The 18251-nt window shown below is 71.7% G+C and carries 16 protein-coding genes; 5 read left to right on the top strand and 11 right to left on the bottom strand.

Annotated features, from left to right (window positions below):
• Nucleotides 1-65 precede the first annotated feature (65 nt).
• A complete protein-coding gene (locus tag ACFY2L_RS21790; RefSeq protein ID WP_390659303.1) occupies nt 66-455 on the bottom strand; it encodes a luciferase family protein in 390 nt (129 codons plus the stop codon).
• A 188-nt stretch (nt 456-643) separates the two neighbouring features.
• Between ACFY2L_RS21790 and ACFY2L_RS21785 the strand changes: the two genes are divergently transcribed.
• Complete coding sequence (locus tag ACFY2L_RS21785) at nt 644-1096, top strand: hypothetical protein (RefSeq protein ID WP_390823104.1); 453 nt, start codon at nt 644-646, stop codon at nt 1094-1096.
• Nucleotides 1097-1224: 128 nt separating this feature from the next.
• Here ACFY2L_RS21785 and ACFY2L_RS21780 read toward each other — a convergent pair whose 3' ends face one another.
• From ACFY2L_RS21780 to ACFY2L_RS21765, 4 genes are all read right to left on the bottom strand, one after another.
• Entirely contained in the window at nt 1225-2493 is a 1269-nt protein-coding gene (locus tag ACFY2L_RS21780) for an AAA family ATPase (protein WP_390823103.1), read from the bottom strand.
• Entirely contained in the window at nt 2490-4055 is a 1566-nt protein-coding gene (locus ACFY2L_RS21775) for a hypothetical protein (RefSeq protein ID WP_390659300.1), read from the bottom strand. The genes ACFY2L_RS21780 and ACFY2L_RS21775 overlap by 4 nt, the downstream gene beginning before the upstream one ends.
• Before the next feature lie 93 nt (nt 4056-4148).
• The gene (locus ACFY2L_RS21770) at nt 4149-4871 is read right to left on the bottom strand and encodes a TIGR03943 family putative permease subunit (RefSeq protein ID WP_390823102.1); all 723 of its coding nucleotides are present in this window, start codon (nt 4869-4871) and stop codon (nt 4149-4151) included.
• Nucleotides 4868-5890: a permease gene (locus ACFY2L_RS21765; protein WP_390823100.1), complete on the bottom strand. Its 1023-nt coding sequence runs from the start codon at nt 5888-5890 to the stop codon at nt 4868-4870. Before ACFY2L_RS21765 ends, ACFY2L_RS21770 begins: the two co-directional genes overlap by 4 nt.
• A 188-nt stretch (nt 5891-6078) precedes the next feature.
• Here ACFY2L_RS21765 and ACFY2L_RS21760 point away from each other — a divergent pair, with 188 nt between their 5' ends.
• Complete coding sequence (locus tag ACFY2L_RS21760) at nt 6079-7971, top strand: NAD-binding protein (RefSeq protein ID WP_390823204.1); 1893 nt, start codon at nt 6079-6081, stop codon at nt 7969-7971.
• 160 nt (nt 7972-8131) lie between these two features.
• Here the strand turns inward: ACFY2L_RS21760 and ACFY2L_RS21755 are convergent, their stop codons facing one another.
• Nucleotides 8132-9946, bottom strand: a complete 1815-nt coding sequence (locus ACFY2L_RS21755) for a prolyl oligopeptidase family serine peptidase (RefSeq protein WP_390659297.1) — start codon at nt 9944-9946, stop codon at nt 8132-8134.
• A 194-nt stretch (nt 9947-10140) separates the two neighbouring features.
• Between ACFY2L_RS21755 and ACFY2L_RS21750 the strand changes: the two genes are divergently transcribed.
• Nucleotides 10141-10959, top strand: a complete 819-nt coding sequence (locus ACFY2L_RS21750) for an SURF1 family protein (protein WP_390659296.1) — start codon at nt 10141-10143, stop codon at nt 10957-10959.
• Here the strand turns inward: ACFY2L_RS21750 and ACFY2L_RS21745 are convergent.
• The 4 genes from ACFY2L_RS21745 to ACFY2L_RS21730 all read right to left on the bottom strand — a co-directional run bounded on the left by ACFY2L_RS21745 (nt 10929) and on the right by ACFY2L_RS21730 (nt 15465).
• On the bottom strand, nt 10929-11957 hold the full coding sequence (locus ACFY2L_RS21745) for a hypothetical protein (RefSeq protein ID WP_390659295.1): 1029 nt from the start codon (nt 11955-11957) through the stop codon (nt 10929-10931). The two genes, ACFY2L_RS21750 and ACFY2L_RS21745, sit on opposite strands and share 31 nt — an antisense overlap.
• Nucleotides 11958-12070: 113 nt before the next feature.
• Nucleotides 12071-12763, bottom strand: a complete 693-nt coding sequence (locus ACFY2L_RS21740) for a SigE family RNA polymerase sigma factor (RefSeq protein WP_390659294.1) — start codon at nt 12761-12763, stop codon at nt 12071-12073.
• A 372-nt stretch (nt 12764-13135) separates the two neighbouring features.
• On the bottom strand, nt 13136-14194 hold the full coding sequence (locus tag ACFY2L_RS21735; protein WP_390659293.1) for an aspartate-semialdehyde dehydrogenase: 1059 nt from the start codon (nt 14192-14194) through the stop codon (nt 13136-13138).
• Nucleotides 14194-15465 carry an aspartate kinase gene (locus ACFY2L_RS21730; RefSeq protein ID WP_390659292.1) on the bottom strand — a complete coding sequence of 424 codons (1272 nt, stop codon included), beginning with the start codon at nt 15463-15465 and terminating at the stop codon, nt 14194-14196. The genes ACFY2L_RS21735 and ACFY2L_RS21730 overlap by 1 nt, the downstream gene beginning before the upstream one ends.
• A 196-nt stretch (nt 15466-15661) precedes the next feature.
• Here ACFY2L_RS21730 and ACFY2L_RS21725 point away from each other — a divergent pair, with 196 nt between their 5' ends.
• Together ACFY2L_RS21725 and ACFY2L_RS21720 are read left to right on the top strand one after the other, a co-directional pair.
• Nucleotides 15662-16348 (top strand): response regulator transcription factor, encoded by a 687-nt coding sequence (locus ACFY2L_RS21725; RefSeq protein WP_390823099.1) that lies wholly within the window; start codon nt 15662-15664, stop codon nt 16346-16348.
• Nucleotides 16345-17697, top strand: a complete 1353-nt coding sequence (locus tag ACFY2L_RS21720; RefSeq protein ID WP_390823097.1) for a sensor histidine kinase — start codon at nt 16345-16347, stop codon at nt 17695-17697. The genes ACFY2L_RS21725 and ACFY2L_RS21720 overlap by 4 nt, the downstream gene beginning before the upstream one ends.
• On the opposite strand, the gene ACFY2L_RS21715 is transcribed toward ACFY2L_RS21720, so the two are convergent.
• Nucleotides 17698-18195, bottom strand: coding sequence for an SgcJ/EcaC family oxidoreductase (locus ACFY2L_RS21715; RefSeq protein ID WP_390659289.1), 498 nt, complete (start codon nt 18193-18195; stop codon nt 17698-17700). It lies immediately after the preceding gene.
• Nucleotides 18196-18251: the final 56 nt, after the last annotated feature.

Here is an 18251-nt window from a genome sequence, read left to right as displayed (position 1 = left end):
CCTCGAAGTGGTCGATCTCGTTCGGCTTGAAGGCCGCGCCGCCACCTGCCCCGCCTGCCGTCGCCCTACAAATACTCGCGCTGTGCCAGCGCCGTCTCGAGCCGGTCGTTGCAGCGCGCGGCCGGGGCGTCGGGTGTGTCCGGCCCCTCCTGGTGGGCCCGCAGGGCGGCGCTCATCAAGGTCATCAGCAGGCTGACGTCCGCCTCGCACTCCAGCCGTACGGTCACCCAGTGCGAGCCGGGCACCAGCCGGATCGCGGTCGAACGCCGCAGGTCCCGCTCGTACCGGCGGATGGCACCGGCCGTGAGGTGCAGGTCGACCCGTCGGTCGGAGTGGAAGTGCGCGAGCTCGGCGCCCGCCGAGCGCAGCGCCCGGCCGGTGCCGCAACTCGACCCGGTCTCCGTGAGATCGGGCCAACTCACCAGCTGTGCCAGGGCATGCCAGGCCGTCGTCATAGCCCCATCATGGGGTGCTCACCGCACGGCCACCAGAGTTTGAGGCAGACGTAACCGGGCCGTAGCGCCTCCCGGCGGTGCCCGGGGTGAGGGCGTGCCGCCCCGGCCGGCGGGGAGGACGACTGAACACCCGCAAGCCGCCTCCCGTACTCCAGGGGGACCGTCCCCCACCCGCGTACGGAGTCCCGATGTCCCGTCCCGTCCGTCGTCTTCTCGGTGTTCCGGTGTGCGCGGCCGCCGCGGCGCTGCTGCTCGCCGGATGCGGCGGGGGCTCCGGCGGCGGGGACGAGGAGCGGGCCGCCGCGTCGAAGAGCGCGGCGCCGAGCGCGCGCCCGATGACCCTGGAGGCGCTGGGAAAGGCCGTCGGCTGCGAGACGGCGCCGAAGGAGGCCGGCAAGACCCTCGACTTCCGGCAGGGCGTGTGCGCCTCGGCGGACGCCGACTACGTGCTGCTGACCTTCGACACCGCCCAGGGCCAGCGCGAATGGCTCGACACGGCGCAGATGTACGGCGGTGTCTACCTGGTCGGCAACCGCTGGGTGCTCTCGGCCGACCCGCGCACGGCGATGGACAGGGCCCGGACCGAACTCGGCGGCACCATCGAGGAATCCCCCTACGGCACGTCCCCTTCGGCCTCCTGACTCGTCATCCGCGCCCCACGGATTGTCGGGATGGACAGCGGGTGTGGGATCAACGGCACCGGCAAGGACCAGCACGCCGGTCGTCACCGCCGTCGAGGCACTGACGAGATCCTCACGAGACAGCCGGATCAGCTCGGTGCGCGGCCCCGGCCCCAGGCCTCGCGTATCAGCTTCTGGTCGAGCTGCGGTGCCTGAACGGCCATGGCCGGACCCGGCGGGTCCTGGCACAGGACGACCCGGCCCGTCGGCATCACCACACCACCCTGGCGTCCGCCCTGGAAGATCAGATGCCGGTCGTGGAGCTGTTTGCGGTCACCCCAGTGCATGATTCTGATCTCGCAGTCCAGGGCCCCGAGAGCGGCCACGACCGACGCGTCGACGCTCCCGGCCGCGTCCTGGGCCACCAGCATCTTGATCCGGGTGGCGCAGCTCCGGCGGACGTCATGGAGAAACCGCAGCAACTCGGGCGGGTCGGCCGCGAGATACCGGTCCACCCATACGATCGCCGGGGCGCCGTCGAGCAGTCCGCAGAAGGTGGCCACCGAATCCGCCCAGCCGCTGGGCCAGGTGGGTGCCCTGCCGTCGAGTACCGCGACCGCGGCCTGCGACCTCAGCGCGCTCATGACGTCGTACCGTTCCTCGCCACCGTCCTGAACACTGTTCGCGCTGAAGACCAGAGGGGCGAGCGCCTCGGCGTCGAGATCGTTCCCGGGGAGCGGCGCCGGCCCCTGGCGGACGACGTCCTTCAGCCAGCGCAGGGCGCCCCAGGGAGCGTCCTCCACCCACTTCGGGGCGAGCAACTCGGCTGCCTCGCGCGCTTGGTGCAGGGACGGCCGGCCCAGGACCGTGACGACCTTCGCCAGCAGCGTCGGGTTGCCGCCCACCGTCGCGACGGCCTGCGCCGACCGAGGGCAGCCGACGGCGTCGAAGTCCTCCTCCGTGGGGATGGGCAGCGGCTTCAACAGGGCCCTCGGCACCAGCGGGCTCCCGCTGCTCACCAAGTGCATGCTGCGCGCCCAGCGGCCAGTCAGCAGGGCGCCGATGTCGACCGATCGTTCGCTGTCGATCAGCACGTGCAGCAGCAGCCGCTGCAGGCGCAGCCCCTGCGACCGCTGGAGGGCGTGGGGATAGTCGTCGAACAGCAGGTGCGCCGTACCGTGTTTGGCCAGCGACTCGTCGATCCCCTGCTGGAGGTCGTCCCTGCGCGTGGCCTGGTTCGTTTCCGTGTAGCCGCGCCCCCCGGTCACCACGGCCGTGTCGCCCATTTCGCGCGCCACGGCCTCCAGCAGGGTGGTCTTGCCCGAGCCGGGCGTCCCCCTGACGATGACGAGATCGCCGTCGATCAGGTGCTCGCACACAGCCGTCACCCAGGCCCGCTGCGACGGTAGGAGTCTCACCCCACCACCAGCGCTCGCATCGCGTGGATACGGGGAGCCCAGTCGTCGTCGGTGATGCCGTACGACATCAGGTGCGCGGCCATGTCGGGCTCATTGCGCACCCACTCCCTGGCCTCCTCACGCTCGGCCTGATCCTCGGACCACAGCAGGGGCAGCATGGCCGCCTCATCGCCGAACCACTCGGTGAAGGAGTCCAGGACGTCCTGCACCTCGGACTGGGGAGTGTTGTGGCCCCGCGTCTGCGCGGCCTCCTCCAGCGCGGAGAGCGGGACGTGCCAGGGGATCTCGTCCGGGGGCCGTTTACGGGCCGCCACGGAGCACGCCTTGCGGGTGAGCAGCGGATGACCGCCGAACTCCTGGTACAGGAAGTCGATGGTCCGGTGGTCCGAATAGCGCAGCGCCATCCGCTTGCCGAGACTGCGCACCATCTCCCGCATCTCGTCCCGCTTCATCGGGGAGAGGAACGACAGCCGGGCGAACTTGTACAGCATGTTGTCGCGCTTGCCGAGCAGCGGTTTCTCGAAGATGGCGGGGTCCACGCCGGCGCACACGATCGCGACGCCGTGCTTGCCGTCCGCCTCCCGGCTCTGGACCACCCCGCGCAGCTGATTGAGGCACAGAAGCACGGCGTTCGCCTGCTCCTCGCCGAGATTGGAGCGGCTCGGCCACGCCTGGTCGATCTCGTCGACGAACAATTCCAGGCGGTCCGGCAGTGCGTCCAGCATGGCGTTGAGGTCGCGGATCCAGTACGTGCCGATCGAGACCGTGGGATTCGGGATCCCCTCCCGGGTGAGGGACATCAGCCGGGGCGGCTTCAGCTCCCGTTGCCGGATGATGTCGTGGCAGCGCTCAAGCAGCGTCAATTGGAAGTGTTCCGCGGTCTGCACGGCACTGATGTCCAGCGAGACGACGGGCTTGTCGTTCTCCTTGCGCTGCCCGGAGACGAAGTTGAGCAGCGAGGTCTTGCCCGCCTTGCGCAGCCCGAACACCCCGACGGACTGCCCCCGGTCCAGGGCGAAGTGGAGTTCGGCGACCTCGGCCTGACGGCCGTAGAAGGCGGCCGGCTCGGTGATGGGGCGGGTCAGGTCGTAGTGGTCGTGGGTGGTCATGATCTCGGCGATGCGTTCGCGGAGGCCGATGCCCGGGCCGCTCATCAGGTCGTGCGAGTTGATCGTCAGGATGGCGAGCTGTCCCCGGCGCCGTCGCACCAGGTCTGCCGCGCCCTGGTCCTGTGTGAACAGGATCGCGAAGTCCGGGTCGAGGCGGGCGTCGTTGCGCCCACGCAGCCGTTCGGCAATGAGGGTGAGGCTGCGCGGCTCCACCCGGTCGTACGAGGCGGACAGGCACAGAACGTCCAGGCGCAGATCGAAGGTCTCACGGACGTGGGCGGGCAGGGTGATGTAGATCCACCAGCGGTGCCGGTCCAGCTTGTCCTGTTCGAAGCGGTAGGCGTGCGCGTCGATCTCCCGCAGGAGCTTGACGAACTCCTTTCCACCGACGACCTGTTGCTCGAACCGCGCCTGGTGTTCTGCCAGGACTTGCTGATTACGGGTACTCGCCACGTACGCCCCTCGTCAGGTTGGGGCCACATAGTAGTGAGCGGGTGCGCCCCCCTTCGAGTAATTGGGCGGTTTTGGTGAGGGAATGACGTTGCGTCAGTTGTTGTACGACTCGTCGTACGGGTCCCGGGGCTCGGTCGTCGGCTTCGCGGTCGTGACCTCGAGGAAGGGAATGGGACCGTCGTTGACGGGGTCGCGGGACTGGCGGGGGACGTAGGTTCCGGTGACGGTCAGCCAGGTGTCGGGCTGAAGGACCGGCGGGATGTCGCCGGTCAGGGCGACCTTGACCGGCTGGGCGTCGGCGGCGCAGCAGTTGAGCGCCATGCGGACCAGGTAGGGGGTGCCGTCGTGCTCCAGGGCGACGAAGCCGGTGAGCTGGACGCGGCGCCCGGTGAGGCCGCGGCCGTGGTCGTAGACCGCGCGGCCCGCGTAGTCGACGAGGCCGAGGGGCAGGGGGTCGGTGTCCGGCAGGGCCGGGTAGGCGAGGGGTTCCTGGAGGGCCGTGCCGGTGCGGGTCGCGCTGTAGGAGCCCAGGGCCGGCGGGGCGACCAGGATCAGGGCGAGCAGCGGCAGGACGAGGAGCCAGGAGATCCGGGGTTCGGGGTGCGGGTGCCCCGGGCCGTCCGCCGCGTCGCCCTTGTTCCGGCGGCGCTCGTACCACGCCGTGGCCAGCGCGGCGACGATCAGGACCGCGCCGGACGCCAGCAGCAGGGGGCGCAGGCCCGCCTTGACGTAGCGGAGGTAGAGGTCGCTGGTGCCGGCGTGGAGGAGGGCCGCGCCGAGGAGGAAGAGGACGGCGGCCTGGGACTGTCGGTTCACAGCAGGACCGCTCCTGTCAGTACGGCCGACGCGAGGGCCAGGGCGAAGGTCAAGGGGGCGAAGCGGAGGGCGAAGGCGCGGCCGAAGGTGCCCGCCTGCATCGCGAAGAGCTTGAGGTCGATCATCGGGCCCACCACCAGGAACGCGAGCCGGGCCGTCAGGGAGAACTGGGTGAGGGACGCGGCCACGAACGCGTCCGCCTCCGAGCAGATGGACAGCACGACCGCGAGGACGGCCAGCGCCAGCACCGCCACCACCGGGTTGTCCGCCGCCGTGCGCAGCCAGCTCTCCGGGGCGACCGCCTTCAGTGTCGCCGCCGCCATCGCGCCCACCACCAGGAAGCCGCCCGCGTGCATCACGTCGTGGCGGACCGAGTCCCAGAACGCGGCGCCCTTGGTCTGCCCCTCGTGATGCGCGTGCGCCGGGGGCCGCATCCAGTCCGTGCGGCCCACCCGCTGCCACAGCCAGCCCATCGCACACGCCGCCAGCAGGCTCGCGACGAAACGGGCCGGCACCATCTCGGGGTTGCGGGGGAAGGCCACGGCCGTCGCCGTCAGGACGATCGGGTTGATGGCGGGCGCGGAGAGGAGGAAGGCGAGGGCCGCGGCGGGGGTCACGCCCCGGCGGACCAGCGCCCCCGCGACGGGCACGGAGGCACACTCGCAGCCCGGCAGGACCGCGCCCGCCACCCCGGCGACCGGGACGGCGAGGGCGGGGCGGGAGGGCAGCGCGCGGGCGAAGAAGGACGGCGGGACGTAGACCGCGATCGCCGCCGACAGCAGGACGCCCAGCACCAGGAAGGGCAGGGCCTGGATCACGACCGCCACGAACACCGTCGTCCAGCTCTGCATCACCGGGGCGGACAGGGCGCGGCGGATGGGGCTCTGCAGCAGGACCAGCAGGAGCAGCAGCAGGGTCAGGGCGAGGGGCGAGGTCAGCCGCCCGGGCTCGTCGGGCGGTGCGGGAACGGTGTCCCTGCCGGTGTCCCCGTCCTGCGGGGCCGGTCTGGTGATGGCCACGGGTCGGGCACCTCCGCGTTCCGTGCTCTGCCTGATCCCTGTTTCTCGCATTCCCTCCCCTTTTCTACGGGAGCCGGGTGCCCGGTGTTCACCTGCTCCGTGGAACCTCGCGTCCCGGTGAGGCAGTCTTCTCCCTCGTGGGGAGCGTTCCGAATCAGGGCCGGGCACCGGGCGACGCCGGCGCGCACATGGTCGTATGCGGCGACGACGGTCTCGCGCACCGGCTCGCCGCCGAGCTGCGGGGTGTCTACGAGGAGCAGGTCACGCTCGTCGTACCGCCCGCCGAGCGCTCGGTGCGGCCGCCGGTCGTCGGACGCGCCCGCGCGGTGTCGGCGGCGCTCCTCGACCGCGTGGTGAGCGCGGCGGTGAGCCGGGCCGCCGGCAACGGCACCGCCCCCGCCGCGGGTGAACCCGTCGGCGGACAGCGGACGTTGGAGGCCGTGGAGGCCACCGAGGCAGTGCTCGCCGAGGCGGGCGTGGAGCGCGCCGCGGCGCTGGCGCTCGTGTACGACGACGACGAGACCAACATCCGCGCCGCCCTCACCGCCCGCAGGCTCAACCCGCGGCTGCGGCTCGTGCTGCGGCTCTACAACCGGCGGTTGGGCCAGCACATCGAGGAACTCCTCGACCAGGCAGCGGCGTTGGCCACCGGCGGCAGTTCCGCCCCGGACGAGGGCGACGCCTCCACCACCGTGCTGTCCGACGCCGACACCGCCGCGCCCGCGCTGGCCGCGTCCGCCGTCGCCGGCACCACCAAGGTCGTCCAGACGGACGGGCTGATGCTGCGCGCGGTCGAGCGGCCGCCGGCCGAGGAGGGGGACGCCCCCGGCGGCCTCAGCGGCCGCCCCACCCTCGCGCTGCTGTCCGCGACCGGCAACGACCCCGCCTTCGCGGACGGCTCCGAGAACAGCGGCGACCAGGGGCCGCTGCTGCTGCCCGACGCGGCGGCGGTGCGGGAGGCGGCCGGGCGGCGCGGGTCGGTGGTCCTGGAGCAGGTGTCGTACTCGGCCTGGCCCGCGCAGCAGGCGGGGCGGGGCATGGGGGTCGTGGCGCCGTTCGCCTCCCTCTTCTCACGGCGGCTGCGGTGGTCGCTGGCCGGTCTGGTGGGGTGTGTGTTCGCGCTGGCGGTGGCGTTGTGGGTGGTGACCCGGATCCATCCGCTGGGGGCGCTGTACCTGACGCTGCTGGACCTGTTCTCGATCAACGATCCGGCGGTCGGGGCGAGTACGGCCCGTCAGGTGCTGCAACTGCTGTCCGGGCTGGTGGGGTTGCTGCTGCTGCCGGTGCTGCTGGCGGCGGTGCTGGAGGCGCTCGGGACGTTCCGGGGGGCGGGGTCGTTGCGGCGGCCGCCCCGGGGGCTGGGCGGGCATGTCGTACTGCTCGGCCTGGGGAAGATCGGGACAAGGGTGCTGACCCGGCTGCGGGAGCTGAACATCCCGGTGGTGTGCGTGGAGGCGGGGCCCGAGGCACGGGGGCTCGCGGTGGCGCGCCGGTTACGGGTGCCGGTGGTGCTGGGGGACGTCACGCAGGAGGGGGTGCTGGAGGCCGCGAAGATCCACCGGGCGCACGCGCTGCTGGCGGTGACCAGTTCCGACACGACGAATCTGGAGGCCGCGTTGTACGCGCGGTCGTTGCGCGGCGATCTGCGGGTGGTGCTGCGGCTGTACGACGACGACTTCGCGACCGCGGTGTACCGGACGCTGCGGGCCGCGCATCCGCAGGCGCTGACCCGGAGCCGGAGTGTGTCGCACCTTTCGGCGCCGTCGTTCGCGGGGGCGATGATGGGGCGGCAGATCCTGGGGGCGATCCCGGTGGAGCGGCGGGTGCTGCTGTTCGCCGCGCTGGAGGTCGGCGGGTGTGCGCAGCTGACGGGCAGGACGGTCGGGGAGGCGTTCCGGGCGGGGTTGTGGCGGGTGCTGGCGCTGGACGCGGGTGCGGAGCGGGAGGGCGGGGGCGGGCTGGTGTGGGACCTGCCCGACACGTACGTACTGCGGGACTCGGACCGGGTGGTGCTGGCGGCCACTCGGCGCGGGCTGGCGGAACTGCTGGGACGCCGCAGGCGCGGCACCGCGCAGGCGTAGGCGGGTCGCTGCGCCCGCCCTCCCCCGCGCTCGGCCTCGCTCGAGCGGGGGGAGCCTCATCGGCGGGAAAGGGGCGCGGGGAACGGCGCGATCAGCCACGACGCGCCCGCAGATGTTCCCCGGCCCCGCCCCCCCCCGGCGCCCCGGCGCCCCGGCCCGGCTACCGCAGGTGCCTCTCCGCGAACTCCAGTTCCAGTCTCACCTGCTTGATGCGCTCGTCCACGACCAGGGAGCCATGGCCCGCGTCGTAGCGGTAGACCTCGTGGGTGGCTCCCCTCGCCTCCAGACGCTTGACGTAGTTGTCGATCTGGCGGATGGGACAGCGGGGGTCGTTGACACCGGCCGAGATGTACACGGGAGCCTTGACGTCGTCGACGTACGTCAAGGGGGACGAGGCCTCGAAGCGGTCGGGGACCTCCTCGGGGGTGCCGCCCAGCAGGGTGCGGTCCATCGCCTTCAGGGCCTCCATCTCGTCGTGGTAGGCCGTGACGTAGTCGGCGACCGGCACCGCCGCGATGCCCAGGGTCCACGCGTCCGGCTCGACGCCCAGACCGAGGAGGGTCAGGTAACCGCCCCAGGAGCCGCCGGTGAGGATCAGGCGGGAGGGGTCGGACAGGCCGGAGGAGACCGCCCACTCCCGCACCGCCGCGATGTCCTCCAGCTCGATCAGGCCGACCCGCACCTTCAGCGCGTCCGTCCAGGCCCTGCCGTAGCCCGTCGAGCCGCGGTAGTTGACCCGGATCACCGCGTACCCGTGGTCGACCCAGGCCGCCGGGGCCGCCGCGAAGGCGTCGCTGTCGTGCCAGGTCGGGCCGCCGTGGATGTCGAAGACGGTGGGGAGGGGCCCGGTGGCACCCGCCGGCTTCTGGACCAGGGCGTGGATACGGCCGCCGGGGCCCTCCACCCACACGTCCTCCACGGGGACCGAGCCCGGGGACTTCATGCCCGGCGGGTCGAGGACGACCCGGCCCGACGTCGAGCGGACCACCGGCGGCTCGGCGGCCGAGGACCACAGGTACTCCACGCTGCCGTCCGGACGGGCCGTGGCCCCGGAGACCGTGCCCCGCGGGGTCGGCACCCGGTCCAGCCCGCCGTTCACCAGGTCGTAGCGGAACAACTCGCTCCGCGCCTCGAAGCTGTGCGCGATCAGCAGGCCGGAGCCGTCCGGGTACCACTCGGCGCTGACATCGCCCGGCAGGTCCAGCGCCAGGTCCGTCTCCTCGCCCGTGGCCACGTCCCACACCAGCGGCTCCCAGCGGCCCCGCCTCTGATGCCCGATCAGCAGCCGGGTGTCGCCGTCCACCGGCGCGAAGCCCAGGACCTCCAGGCCCAGTTCCTCCTGGCCGCCCTTGGTGTCGTCCAGCTCGGCCACGACCGTGCCGTCCGGCCGCACCACCCGCAGCGCGGAGTGCATCGCGTCCCCGTGCTCGGTGTGCTCGATGGCGATCAGCGAGCCGTCGTGGGACAGGTCGCCCACGCCCGCCGACTCCCGGTGGCGGTACAGCTCGAAGGGGGGTTCACCGGTCCGTGCCACATGGATCGTCGTGCCCTCCTCGTCCGTCGAGCGGCCCACCACCGCCGTACGGCCGTCACGGCCGAGCGCGAGCCCCGCCGGGTACGAGGGATCCAGTCCCGGCGTCGCCAGCTCGTCCTCGCCGCCCTCGAACGGCTGCCGGCGCCAGACGCCGAACTCGTCGCCGTCCTTGTCGTCGAACCACCAGATCCACGCCCCGTCCGGGGTCAGCACGCCGTCCGTCGTGCCGTTCGCCCGTTGGGTCACCTGGCGCTGCTCACCCGTGGCGCGGTCCCAGGCGTACAGCTCGTACGTACCCGTCGCATTGGAAACGAACAGGGAACGGTCAGGCGCGTCCTCCGCCCAGTCCGGCAGCGACACCCTGGGCGCCCTGAAGCGCTTCTCCCAGTCCGGCATCTCCTCGTACAACTCCGACGCGGCGGATCCGTAGCTCTCAGTCATGGACCCATACTGCCCGCCCGCGACGACAATCGACCGCCGAGGCCGCAGGCCTGTGGACAACCTTTACATCCGTGCAGGTCAGAGCAGCGTGAACCGCTTTCCGACGAGGGGGCGGAAGACACCCGGCACCGCGTTGCCCGCCGGTGACGACCCCGCGCCCGGACACAGAGGCCCCGCCACGTACCGTGGAGGGCGTGTACCGGTTTCTGCTGACGCCCCGCTGGTGGGGGATCAACGTCTTCGTACTGCTGGCCATCCCCTTCTGCGTGTACATGGGGTCCTGGCAGCTGAGCCGGTTCGAGTCACGTGTCGACGACCATCGCGAGGCGACGGCTCGGGCCGAGTCGAACCGCGAGGAGGCGGCCCGGCCGCTGGCGGAGCTGCTGCCCGTCGACAAGGCGACCGTCGGCAAGAAGGTCACCGCGAGCGGGCGGTACGGCGAGCAGCTGCTGGTGCCGGACCGGGACCTGGACGGCGCGAGCGGGTACTACGTGCTGACCCTGCTGCGGACGGACGGCGGCAAGGCGCTGCCCGTCGTACGGGGCTGGCTGCCCGGGAAGGCGGACCCGGCCGAGGCCCCCGCCCCGCCCTCCGGCGAGGTCACCGTCACCGGCGCGCTGCAGGCCTCCGAGCAGCCCGGTGACAACGGGGTGAGCGGCCGGGGCGGCCTGCCGGACGGCCAGACCGCGGCGATCAGCGCCGCGTCCCTGATCAATCTCGTGCCGTACGACGTCTACGACGCCTGGGTCACCCTCGGCTCCGCCGACGCCGGGATGACGACGGTGCCGGTGAGCGCGGCGCCGGACTCGGGGCTGGACCTGAAGGCGTTCCAGAACCTGGGCTACACCGGTGAGTGGTTCGTCTTCGCCGGGTTCGTGGTGTTCATGTGGTTCCGGCTGCTGCGCCGCGAGGCGGAGTTCGCCCGGGACGCGGCCCTCGGGATCGTCCCGGACGAGGCTCCCGGCGCCGCGGAGGCGCCGGCTCAGGACGAGGCCAGCACGCCCGTCCGGTAGACGGTGCCCGCGCACGCGTCGGGCACCGTCGCCGAGAGCGTCGTGGAGCCGTCGTCCGCGGTGTAGGTGACGACCACGCTGCCGTCGACGGTGCCGTCCTCGGTGAGCAGCTGGGTGGTGGCGCCGGAGGCGCTGTCGCCCGTGGTGCCGGTCTGCTCGGTCGGTGTCGGGGAGGGAGAGGACTCGCCTCCGGTGCCGCCGCCGCTGCCGTTCGTGGTGGGGCAGGTCTCGGACGGCACCCAGGCGAAGCGCACCTCGTACGCGGAGCCCGGGGCGAGCACGTGCTGGGTGACGTAGAGCGAGGGGTCGGGCAGGCCGGCCGCCGCGTCGCCGGAGACATGCTGCGCCACGCTGATCTTCGTGGGGTCGGCGGCGCCCTGGGCGGTCGGGGTGAGGGAGACGGCCCCGGCGACGGTACAGGCGGTGCCGGAGACGTTGGCCACCCGGAACGTGCCGTAGACGGTGCCGGCCGAGTCGGGGCCGTTGACCCCCGCGGAGGTGGAGCCGAGCTGGGACGCCGTGCAGGCAGGGGCGGACGCGGTGGAGGTGGAGGAGGACTCGGAGCCGCCGGCGGCGCCGGTGCTGCCCGTGCCCTTGCTCTGGCCGGAGTCGCCCGCGCTCTCCTTGCCCTGCTCTTCGATCTTGTCCGAGGGGCCGCCCACCTTGCCGGTGGACCCGCCCTCGGGGCCCTTGCCCTCGTTCGCGCCGCCCTCGGACTGGGAGGCCTGGCCGGCGATGGCCGGGTTGGCGTCGGAGCCGCCCGCGTTGGACACGTGGAGCACGGCGGGGACGGCGGTGCAGAGGAAGAGCGCCGCGGCCGCCATGCCGACGGTGGCCTGCCGCTTGCGGGCCCGGCGGGCGGGGACGGCCCGGCGCAGGTGGTCCAGGGTTCCGTCGCGCGGTTCCATCTCCTGGACCGCCTGGTGCAGCATCCGGCGCAGTGCCAGCTCGTCCGAGTCGAGCCCGTCAAAGCCCTGGTCGTCGAGGTGGTGGTTCACGGTTGAGTTCCCAGCGTGCGATTGCTTCGGCTCTTGTGTGGGGGGCGTCATCGGCTCGTGCCACGCGTAGGGTTCATGGCGCTCGTGCGAGCCCCGGCCCTCGACCTCGTCGTTCACGCCGACGCCCCCATCGCGGTGCGCAGGGCGGCTATGCCGCGGGAGCCGTAGGCCTTGACCGAGCCGAGGGAGATGCCGAGGGTCTCGGCGACCTGGGCCTCGGTCATGTCCGCGAAGTAGCGCAGCACGAGGACCTCGCGCTGGCGGCGCTGCAGTCCCTTCATCGCCTTGATGAGCGAGTCGCGCTCCAGCTGGTCGTAGGCGCCCTCCTCCGCGCTGGCCATGTCCGGCATCGGCTTGGAGAGCAGCTTCAGGCCGAGGATGCGGCGGCGCAGGGCGGAGCGGGAGAGGTTGACGACCGTCTGGCGCAGGTAGGCGAGGGTCTTCTCCGGGTCGCGGACGCGTTTGCGGGCGGAGTGGACGCGGATGAAGGCCTCCTGGACGACGTCCTCGCAGGAGGCCGTGTCGTCGAGGAGGAGGGCGGCGAGACCGAGCAGCGAGCGGTAGTGGGCCCGGTAGGTCTCGGTGAGGTGGTCGACGGTGGTGCCGGCCGCGACCGCGTTCTCGGCGGGTTCGGCGTACTCGGAACCGTCACGCTGGCTGGGGATGCGGGTGGGCCGCGCTGCGGGCATGGGCGCGATCACCGGCATGCCGCCGGGTGCCCCGGGCACGCGGGGTCGGAGGACGGCGCGGGGCGGCCGTAGGGCCGTACCGCGGGTCGCCACGGGGAAGTCGAGTACTTCTGCCACGCCAGTTGGACACACGTCCCCCCGTGGAGGTTGTACGCGCCGGGCGTCACTTTTACGTCGACCGAGGCCACGCATACCCGTCTCATGTGTCCCGCTCTTCCCCTATATCCATATGTACGGGCGTCCCCACGCCCGGGTCACGGCGTCCCCACGCCGGGACCGCAAAGACGCTCCCCGCCCTCCGCATGGTTGCGGAGGGCGGGGAGGAAAGTCTTCGGACAATCTTCGGTAGTAAAGATGTCCGATACAAGTGGTCCGGACCATCGACCGGCTCACACTTCGTTCCGCGATCTTACAAACGCTCCCGGTCCTGGCCAGGGCATTTCCGGATGGGAGCGCTCACTTGTCCTAGCGTTGCGGGCGCCGCAGACGTCACACCCGTTCCGCAGCCACCAGTTCGGCGATCTGCGCGGTGTTGAGGGCGGCTCCCTTGCGCAGGTTGTCCCCGCACACGAACAGCTCCAGCGCGGTCGGGTCGTCCAGGGCCCGGCGCACCCGGCCCACCCAGGTCGGGTCGGTGCCGACGACGTCGGCGGGCGTGGGGAACTCGCCCGCCTCGGGGTTGTCGCACAGGACGACCCCGGGGGCGGTGGCGATGATCTCGCGGGCGCCCTCGACGGTGACCGAGTCCTGGAAGCGGGCGTGGACGGTGAGGGAGTGCGTGGTGACGACCGGCACCCGCACACAGGTCACGGCGACCGGCAGCGTCGGCAGCCCGAGGATCTTGCGGGACTCGTCCCGCACCTTCATCTCCTCCGACGACCAGCCGTCCTCGCGCAGCGACCCGGCCCAGGGCACCACGTTCAGCGCGACCGGCTCCGGGAACGGCCCGGTGTTCTCACCCACGGCCCGCCGCACGTCCCCGGGGCTGGTGCCCAGCTCGGTCCCGGCCACCAGCGACATCTGCTGCCGCAGCGTCTCCACGCCGGCCCGCCCGGCCCCGCTGACCGCCTGGTACGAGGACACCACCAGCTCGCGGAGCCCGTACGCGGCGTGCAGCGCGCCCAGGGCGACGATCATGGACAGGGTCGTGCAGTTGGGGTTGGCGACGATCCCGCGCGGCCGGATGTGCACGGCGTGCGGGTTGACCTCGGGGACGACCAGCGGCACGTCCGGATCCATCCGGAAGGCGCCGGAGTTGTCCACGACGACCACGCCCTTGGCGGCGGCGACCGGCGCCCACTGCTCGGCGACCTCGTCCGGTACGTCGAACATGGCGATGTCGACCCCGTCGAAGGCCTCCTCCGACAGGGCCACGACCTCGACCTCCTCGCCGCGCACGGCCAGCTTGCGGCCGGCCGAACGCGGTGAGGCGACGAGACGGATCTCGCCCCAGATGTCCGCACGCTGGGACAGGATCTGGAGCATCACGGTGCCGACGGCTCCGGTCGCTCCCACGACCGCGAGCGTCGGCCGGCGGGTTCCCGGCATCAGCGCCCGGTGCCTCCGTAGACGACGGCCTCGTCGCTGTCGGAGTCGAGCCCGAACGCCGTGTGCACGGCGCGGACGGCCTCGTTGACGTCGTCGGCGCGCGTGACGACCGAGATGCGGATCTCGGAGGTCGAGATCAGCTCGATGTTCACGCCCGCGTCGGACAGGGCCGTGAAGAAGTCAGCCGTGACGCCCGGGTTGGTCTTCATCCCGGCGCCGACCAGCGAGATCTTGCCGATCTGGTCGTCGTAGCGCAGGGAGTCGAAGCCGATGCCGGCCTTGTTCTTCTCCAGGGCGTCGATGGCCTTGCGGCCCTCGGCCTTGGGGAGGGTGAAGGAGATGTCCGTCAGCCCGGTCGACGCGGCCGACACGTTCTGCACGATCATGTCGATGTTGATCTCGGCGTCGGAGATCGTACGGAAGATCGCGGCGGCCTCGCCCGGCTTGTCCGGCACACCGACGACCGTGATCTTGGCCTCGGAGGTGTCGTGCGCGACACCGGAGATGATGGCCTGCTCCACCTTCTGGTCCCCAATCGGCTCACTGCTGACCCAGGTGCCCTGAAGTCCGCTGAAGCTGGACCGGACATGGATCGGGATGTTGTAACGGCGGGCGTACTCCACACAGCGGTGGAGCAGCACCTTGGAGCCGGAGGCCGCGAGCTCCAGCATGTCCTCGAAGGCGATCCAGTCGATCTTCCTGGCCTTCTTCACCACCCGCGGGTCGGCGGTGAACACACCGTCGACGTCGGTGTAGATCTCGCAGACCTCGGCGTCGAGCGCGGCGGCGAGGGCGACGGCGGTGGTGTCGGAGCCACCGCGGCCCAGGGTCGTGATGTCCTTCTTGTCCTGGCTGACACCCTGGAACCCTGCGACGATGGCGATGTTGCCCTTGTCCAGGGACTCCCGGATGCGGCCCGGCGTGACATCGATGATCCGGGCTTTGTTGTGAACCGAGTCGGTGATGACGCCTGCCTGGCTGCCGGTGAACGACTGGGCTTCGTGCCCCAGGTTTTTGATCGCCATGGCCAGCAGTGCCATGGAGATCCGCTCTCCGGCGGTCAGCAGCATGTCGAACTCACGCCCGGCAGGCATCGGCGACACCTGCTCGGCGAGATCGATCAGCTCGTCCGTCGTGTCGCCCATCGCGGAAACGACGACGACCACCTGGTGGCCGTTCTTCTTCGCTTCCACGATCCGCTTGGCGACGCGCTTGATGCCCTCGGCATCGGCTACGGAGGAGCCTCCGTACTTCTGCACGACAAGGCCCACGTGCGCTCCTCGCTCAGTTTGTCTCTTTCCGCACATACGCCCTTGTACTGCGGGTCGGCTCAGTCTAACGAGCGCCCGCATTTCACCTCCCGAGTACCGCATCGTGAGATGTGCCGGACGCCCGCTCGGAGACTTCCCTTCCCCCTGACGCCGAAGTGATAGCTGTGAATTAAGTTTCAAGCACTATCGTGCGGCTGTGCGCATACTCCTGGTGGAAGACGACGAGCCGGTCGCCCAGTCGCTGCGGCGCGGACTGAAGCGCTACGGCTTCGAGGTCGACTGGGTCGCCACGGGCGCCGCGGCCCTGGCCCACGCGGGCCCCTACGACGTCGTCCTCCTGGACCTGGGACTGCCCGACACCGACGGCCTCGACGTCTGCCGGGCGCTGCGCGGGCGCGGTGACGTGCCGATCATCGTGATCAGCGCGCGCAGCGACGAGACCGACCGGGTGGTCGGCCTGGAGCTGGGCGCCGACGACTACGTGACCAAGCCGTTCGGGGTGCGGGAGGTCATCGCGCGCATACGGGCGGTGATGCGGCGCGCGCAGCCCCGTACGACGGACGACGCCGGCGGAGCGGACCGGTACGGGTCCCGGCTGACCATCGACCGCAAGGCGGCCCGGGTGCGCGTGGACGGCGAGGAGGTCGCCCTCGCGCCGAAGGAGTACGACCTGCTGGCCTTCCTCACCGAGGAACCGGGCGCCCTGATGTCCCGGGAGCAGATCATGGAAGCGGTCTGGGACGCGAACTGGTTCGGCCCGACGAAGACGCTGGACGTGCATGTGGCGGCGCTGCGGCGGAAGTTCGCCGGGGTCCTCGCCGTCGAGGCGGTGCGCGGGGTCGGCTTCCGGCTGGAGATCGTCCAGGACGCCGAGGCCTCGTGAACCGGCAGCTCATCCGCAGCTACATCCTGCTCGTCGCGGTGGCCGTGCTGCTGTTCACCGTGCCGGTGGCCTTCACGCTCACCAGACAGCTGCGGGACGACACCGAGCTGTCCGTGCTGCGCGAGGCCGAGACCATGGCGCTGCTGCTGGGCAACGGCGACCGCATCTCCTGCGAGGCGCTGACCGAGGTGGCCAGGGCGTACGGCCGTGAGACCCCCGGCGACGTCCAGGCGACCCCCACCGGCAGCTGTGCCCCGCACCTGCCGGAGCCCGCCCCGGACGCGGCGCTGACCCGGGCCGTCAGGCACGACGATCCGACGACCGACTGGGGCTCCGACTTCATCTGGGGCGAGCGTCTGACGGTGACCGTCCCCGCCCAGGGGGCGACGGCCGTGCGGATCGTCTACTCGACCTCGGACATGACCAGACGGCTGTGGCAGATCTGGGGCTTCCGGGCCGGGCTCGCCGTCCTCGTCCTGGCCGCCGCGGCCGCGATCGGCGCGTTCGCCGCCCGCCGGATCACCGCGCCGCTGCGCGAACTCAACTCCATGGCGAGCAGGTTCAGCGACGGCGACCTGACCGCCCGCTCCCCCGTGACGGGCCCGCCGGAGACCCAGACCCTCGCCCGCACCCTCAACCAGGGCGCGGAACGCCTGGACACCCTGGTCGCCTCGCAGCGCATCTTCGTGGCCGACGCCTCGCACCAACTCCGCACGCCGCTCACGGCGTTGCGCCTGTCGCTGGACAACATCGCGGACGGGGTGGACGACGAGTCCGTGCGGGAGGACGTGGACCAGGCGACGGCGGAGGTGGTCCGTATGAGCCGTCTGGTGAACGGCCTGCTGGTGCTGGCGCGGGCCGAGGCGAAGGTGACGGCCGCCGAGCCGCTGCCCCTCAAGGACATCGTGGACGAACGGCTGACGGTGTGGAGACCGGCCGCCGACGAGCGCGGAGTCACCATCGCGCTCAGGGGGAGTGGTGTCGGCGACCGGCCGTCCGTGCTGGCCGGCCCCGGTCATCTGGACCAGGTGCTGGACAACGTGCTCTCGAACGCCCTGGAGGTCTCACCGGACGGCGGGACGATCACCGTCCGGATGGAGGCCGGGGCGGGTGAAGTGGTCCTGTCCGTGGCGGACGAGGGACCGGGCATGTCGGACGCGGAGAAGTCCCGCGCCTTCGACCGCTTCTGGCGCGGCCAGGGCCTGACCGGGCGCTCCGGTTCGGGGCTCGGCCTCGCCGTCGTCAAGCAGCTGGTGACGGACGACGGCGGGACGGTGGCCCTGGCGGACGCGGCCGGGGGCGGCCTGTGCGTGCGCATCACCCTGCGGGCGGCGCAGCGCGTGGGGTGATCAGCCCTCGGGCATCGCGGACGAGTGGTGGTTGACGATCTTCCACGCGCCGCCGCGCTTCTCGTACTCGTACGTGTAGCGGGCCTCGACGACACGCTTCTCGCCGGTCTCGTGGTCGGTGAGGGTGAACTCGTACACGCCCGTGTCGATCGCGGAGTCGGCGTCGAGGACGTTGATGTGCGTCTCGGTCTTCTTGCCGACCGGCTTGTTCCGCAGGAAGTGCGCGAAGTAGTCGACGATGCCGGCGCGGTCGGTGCGGACCTTGTTGGAGACGGTGGGCAGCAGGACCGCGTCCCTGGCGTAGCGGTCCGCGACGGTCTCGGCGTCGCCGGTGCGCAGGGCGGCGTTCCAGCCGTCGAAGAGGGCGGCGATCTGCTTCTCGGTCGGCTTGCGGGCCTTCTCGGAACCGGCCGCGCTGACCCCCGCGGTCACCGTGGCGGCGGTGACGAGGGCGGTGGCGGTGACGAGGGCGGCGCGTATGCGGGTCTTTCGGGTCATCGCAACTCCTGTGCGGGCAGTGCCTGTCGGGATGACCCAAGACTCGCGTCCGGCCG

This window comes from Streptomyces sp. NPDC001381, from assembly GCF_042895685.1.
Taxonomy (GTDB): domain Bacteria; phylum Actinomycetota; class Actinomycetes; order Streptomycetales; family Streptomycetaceae; genus Streptomyces.
Note: the sequence above shows the minus strand (reverse complement) of the source record. Positions and strands in the feature narration are given on the sequence as shown.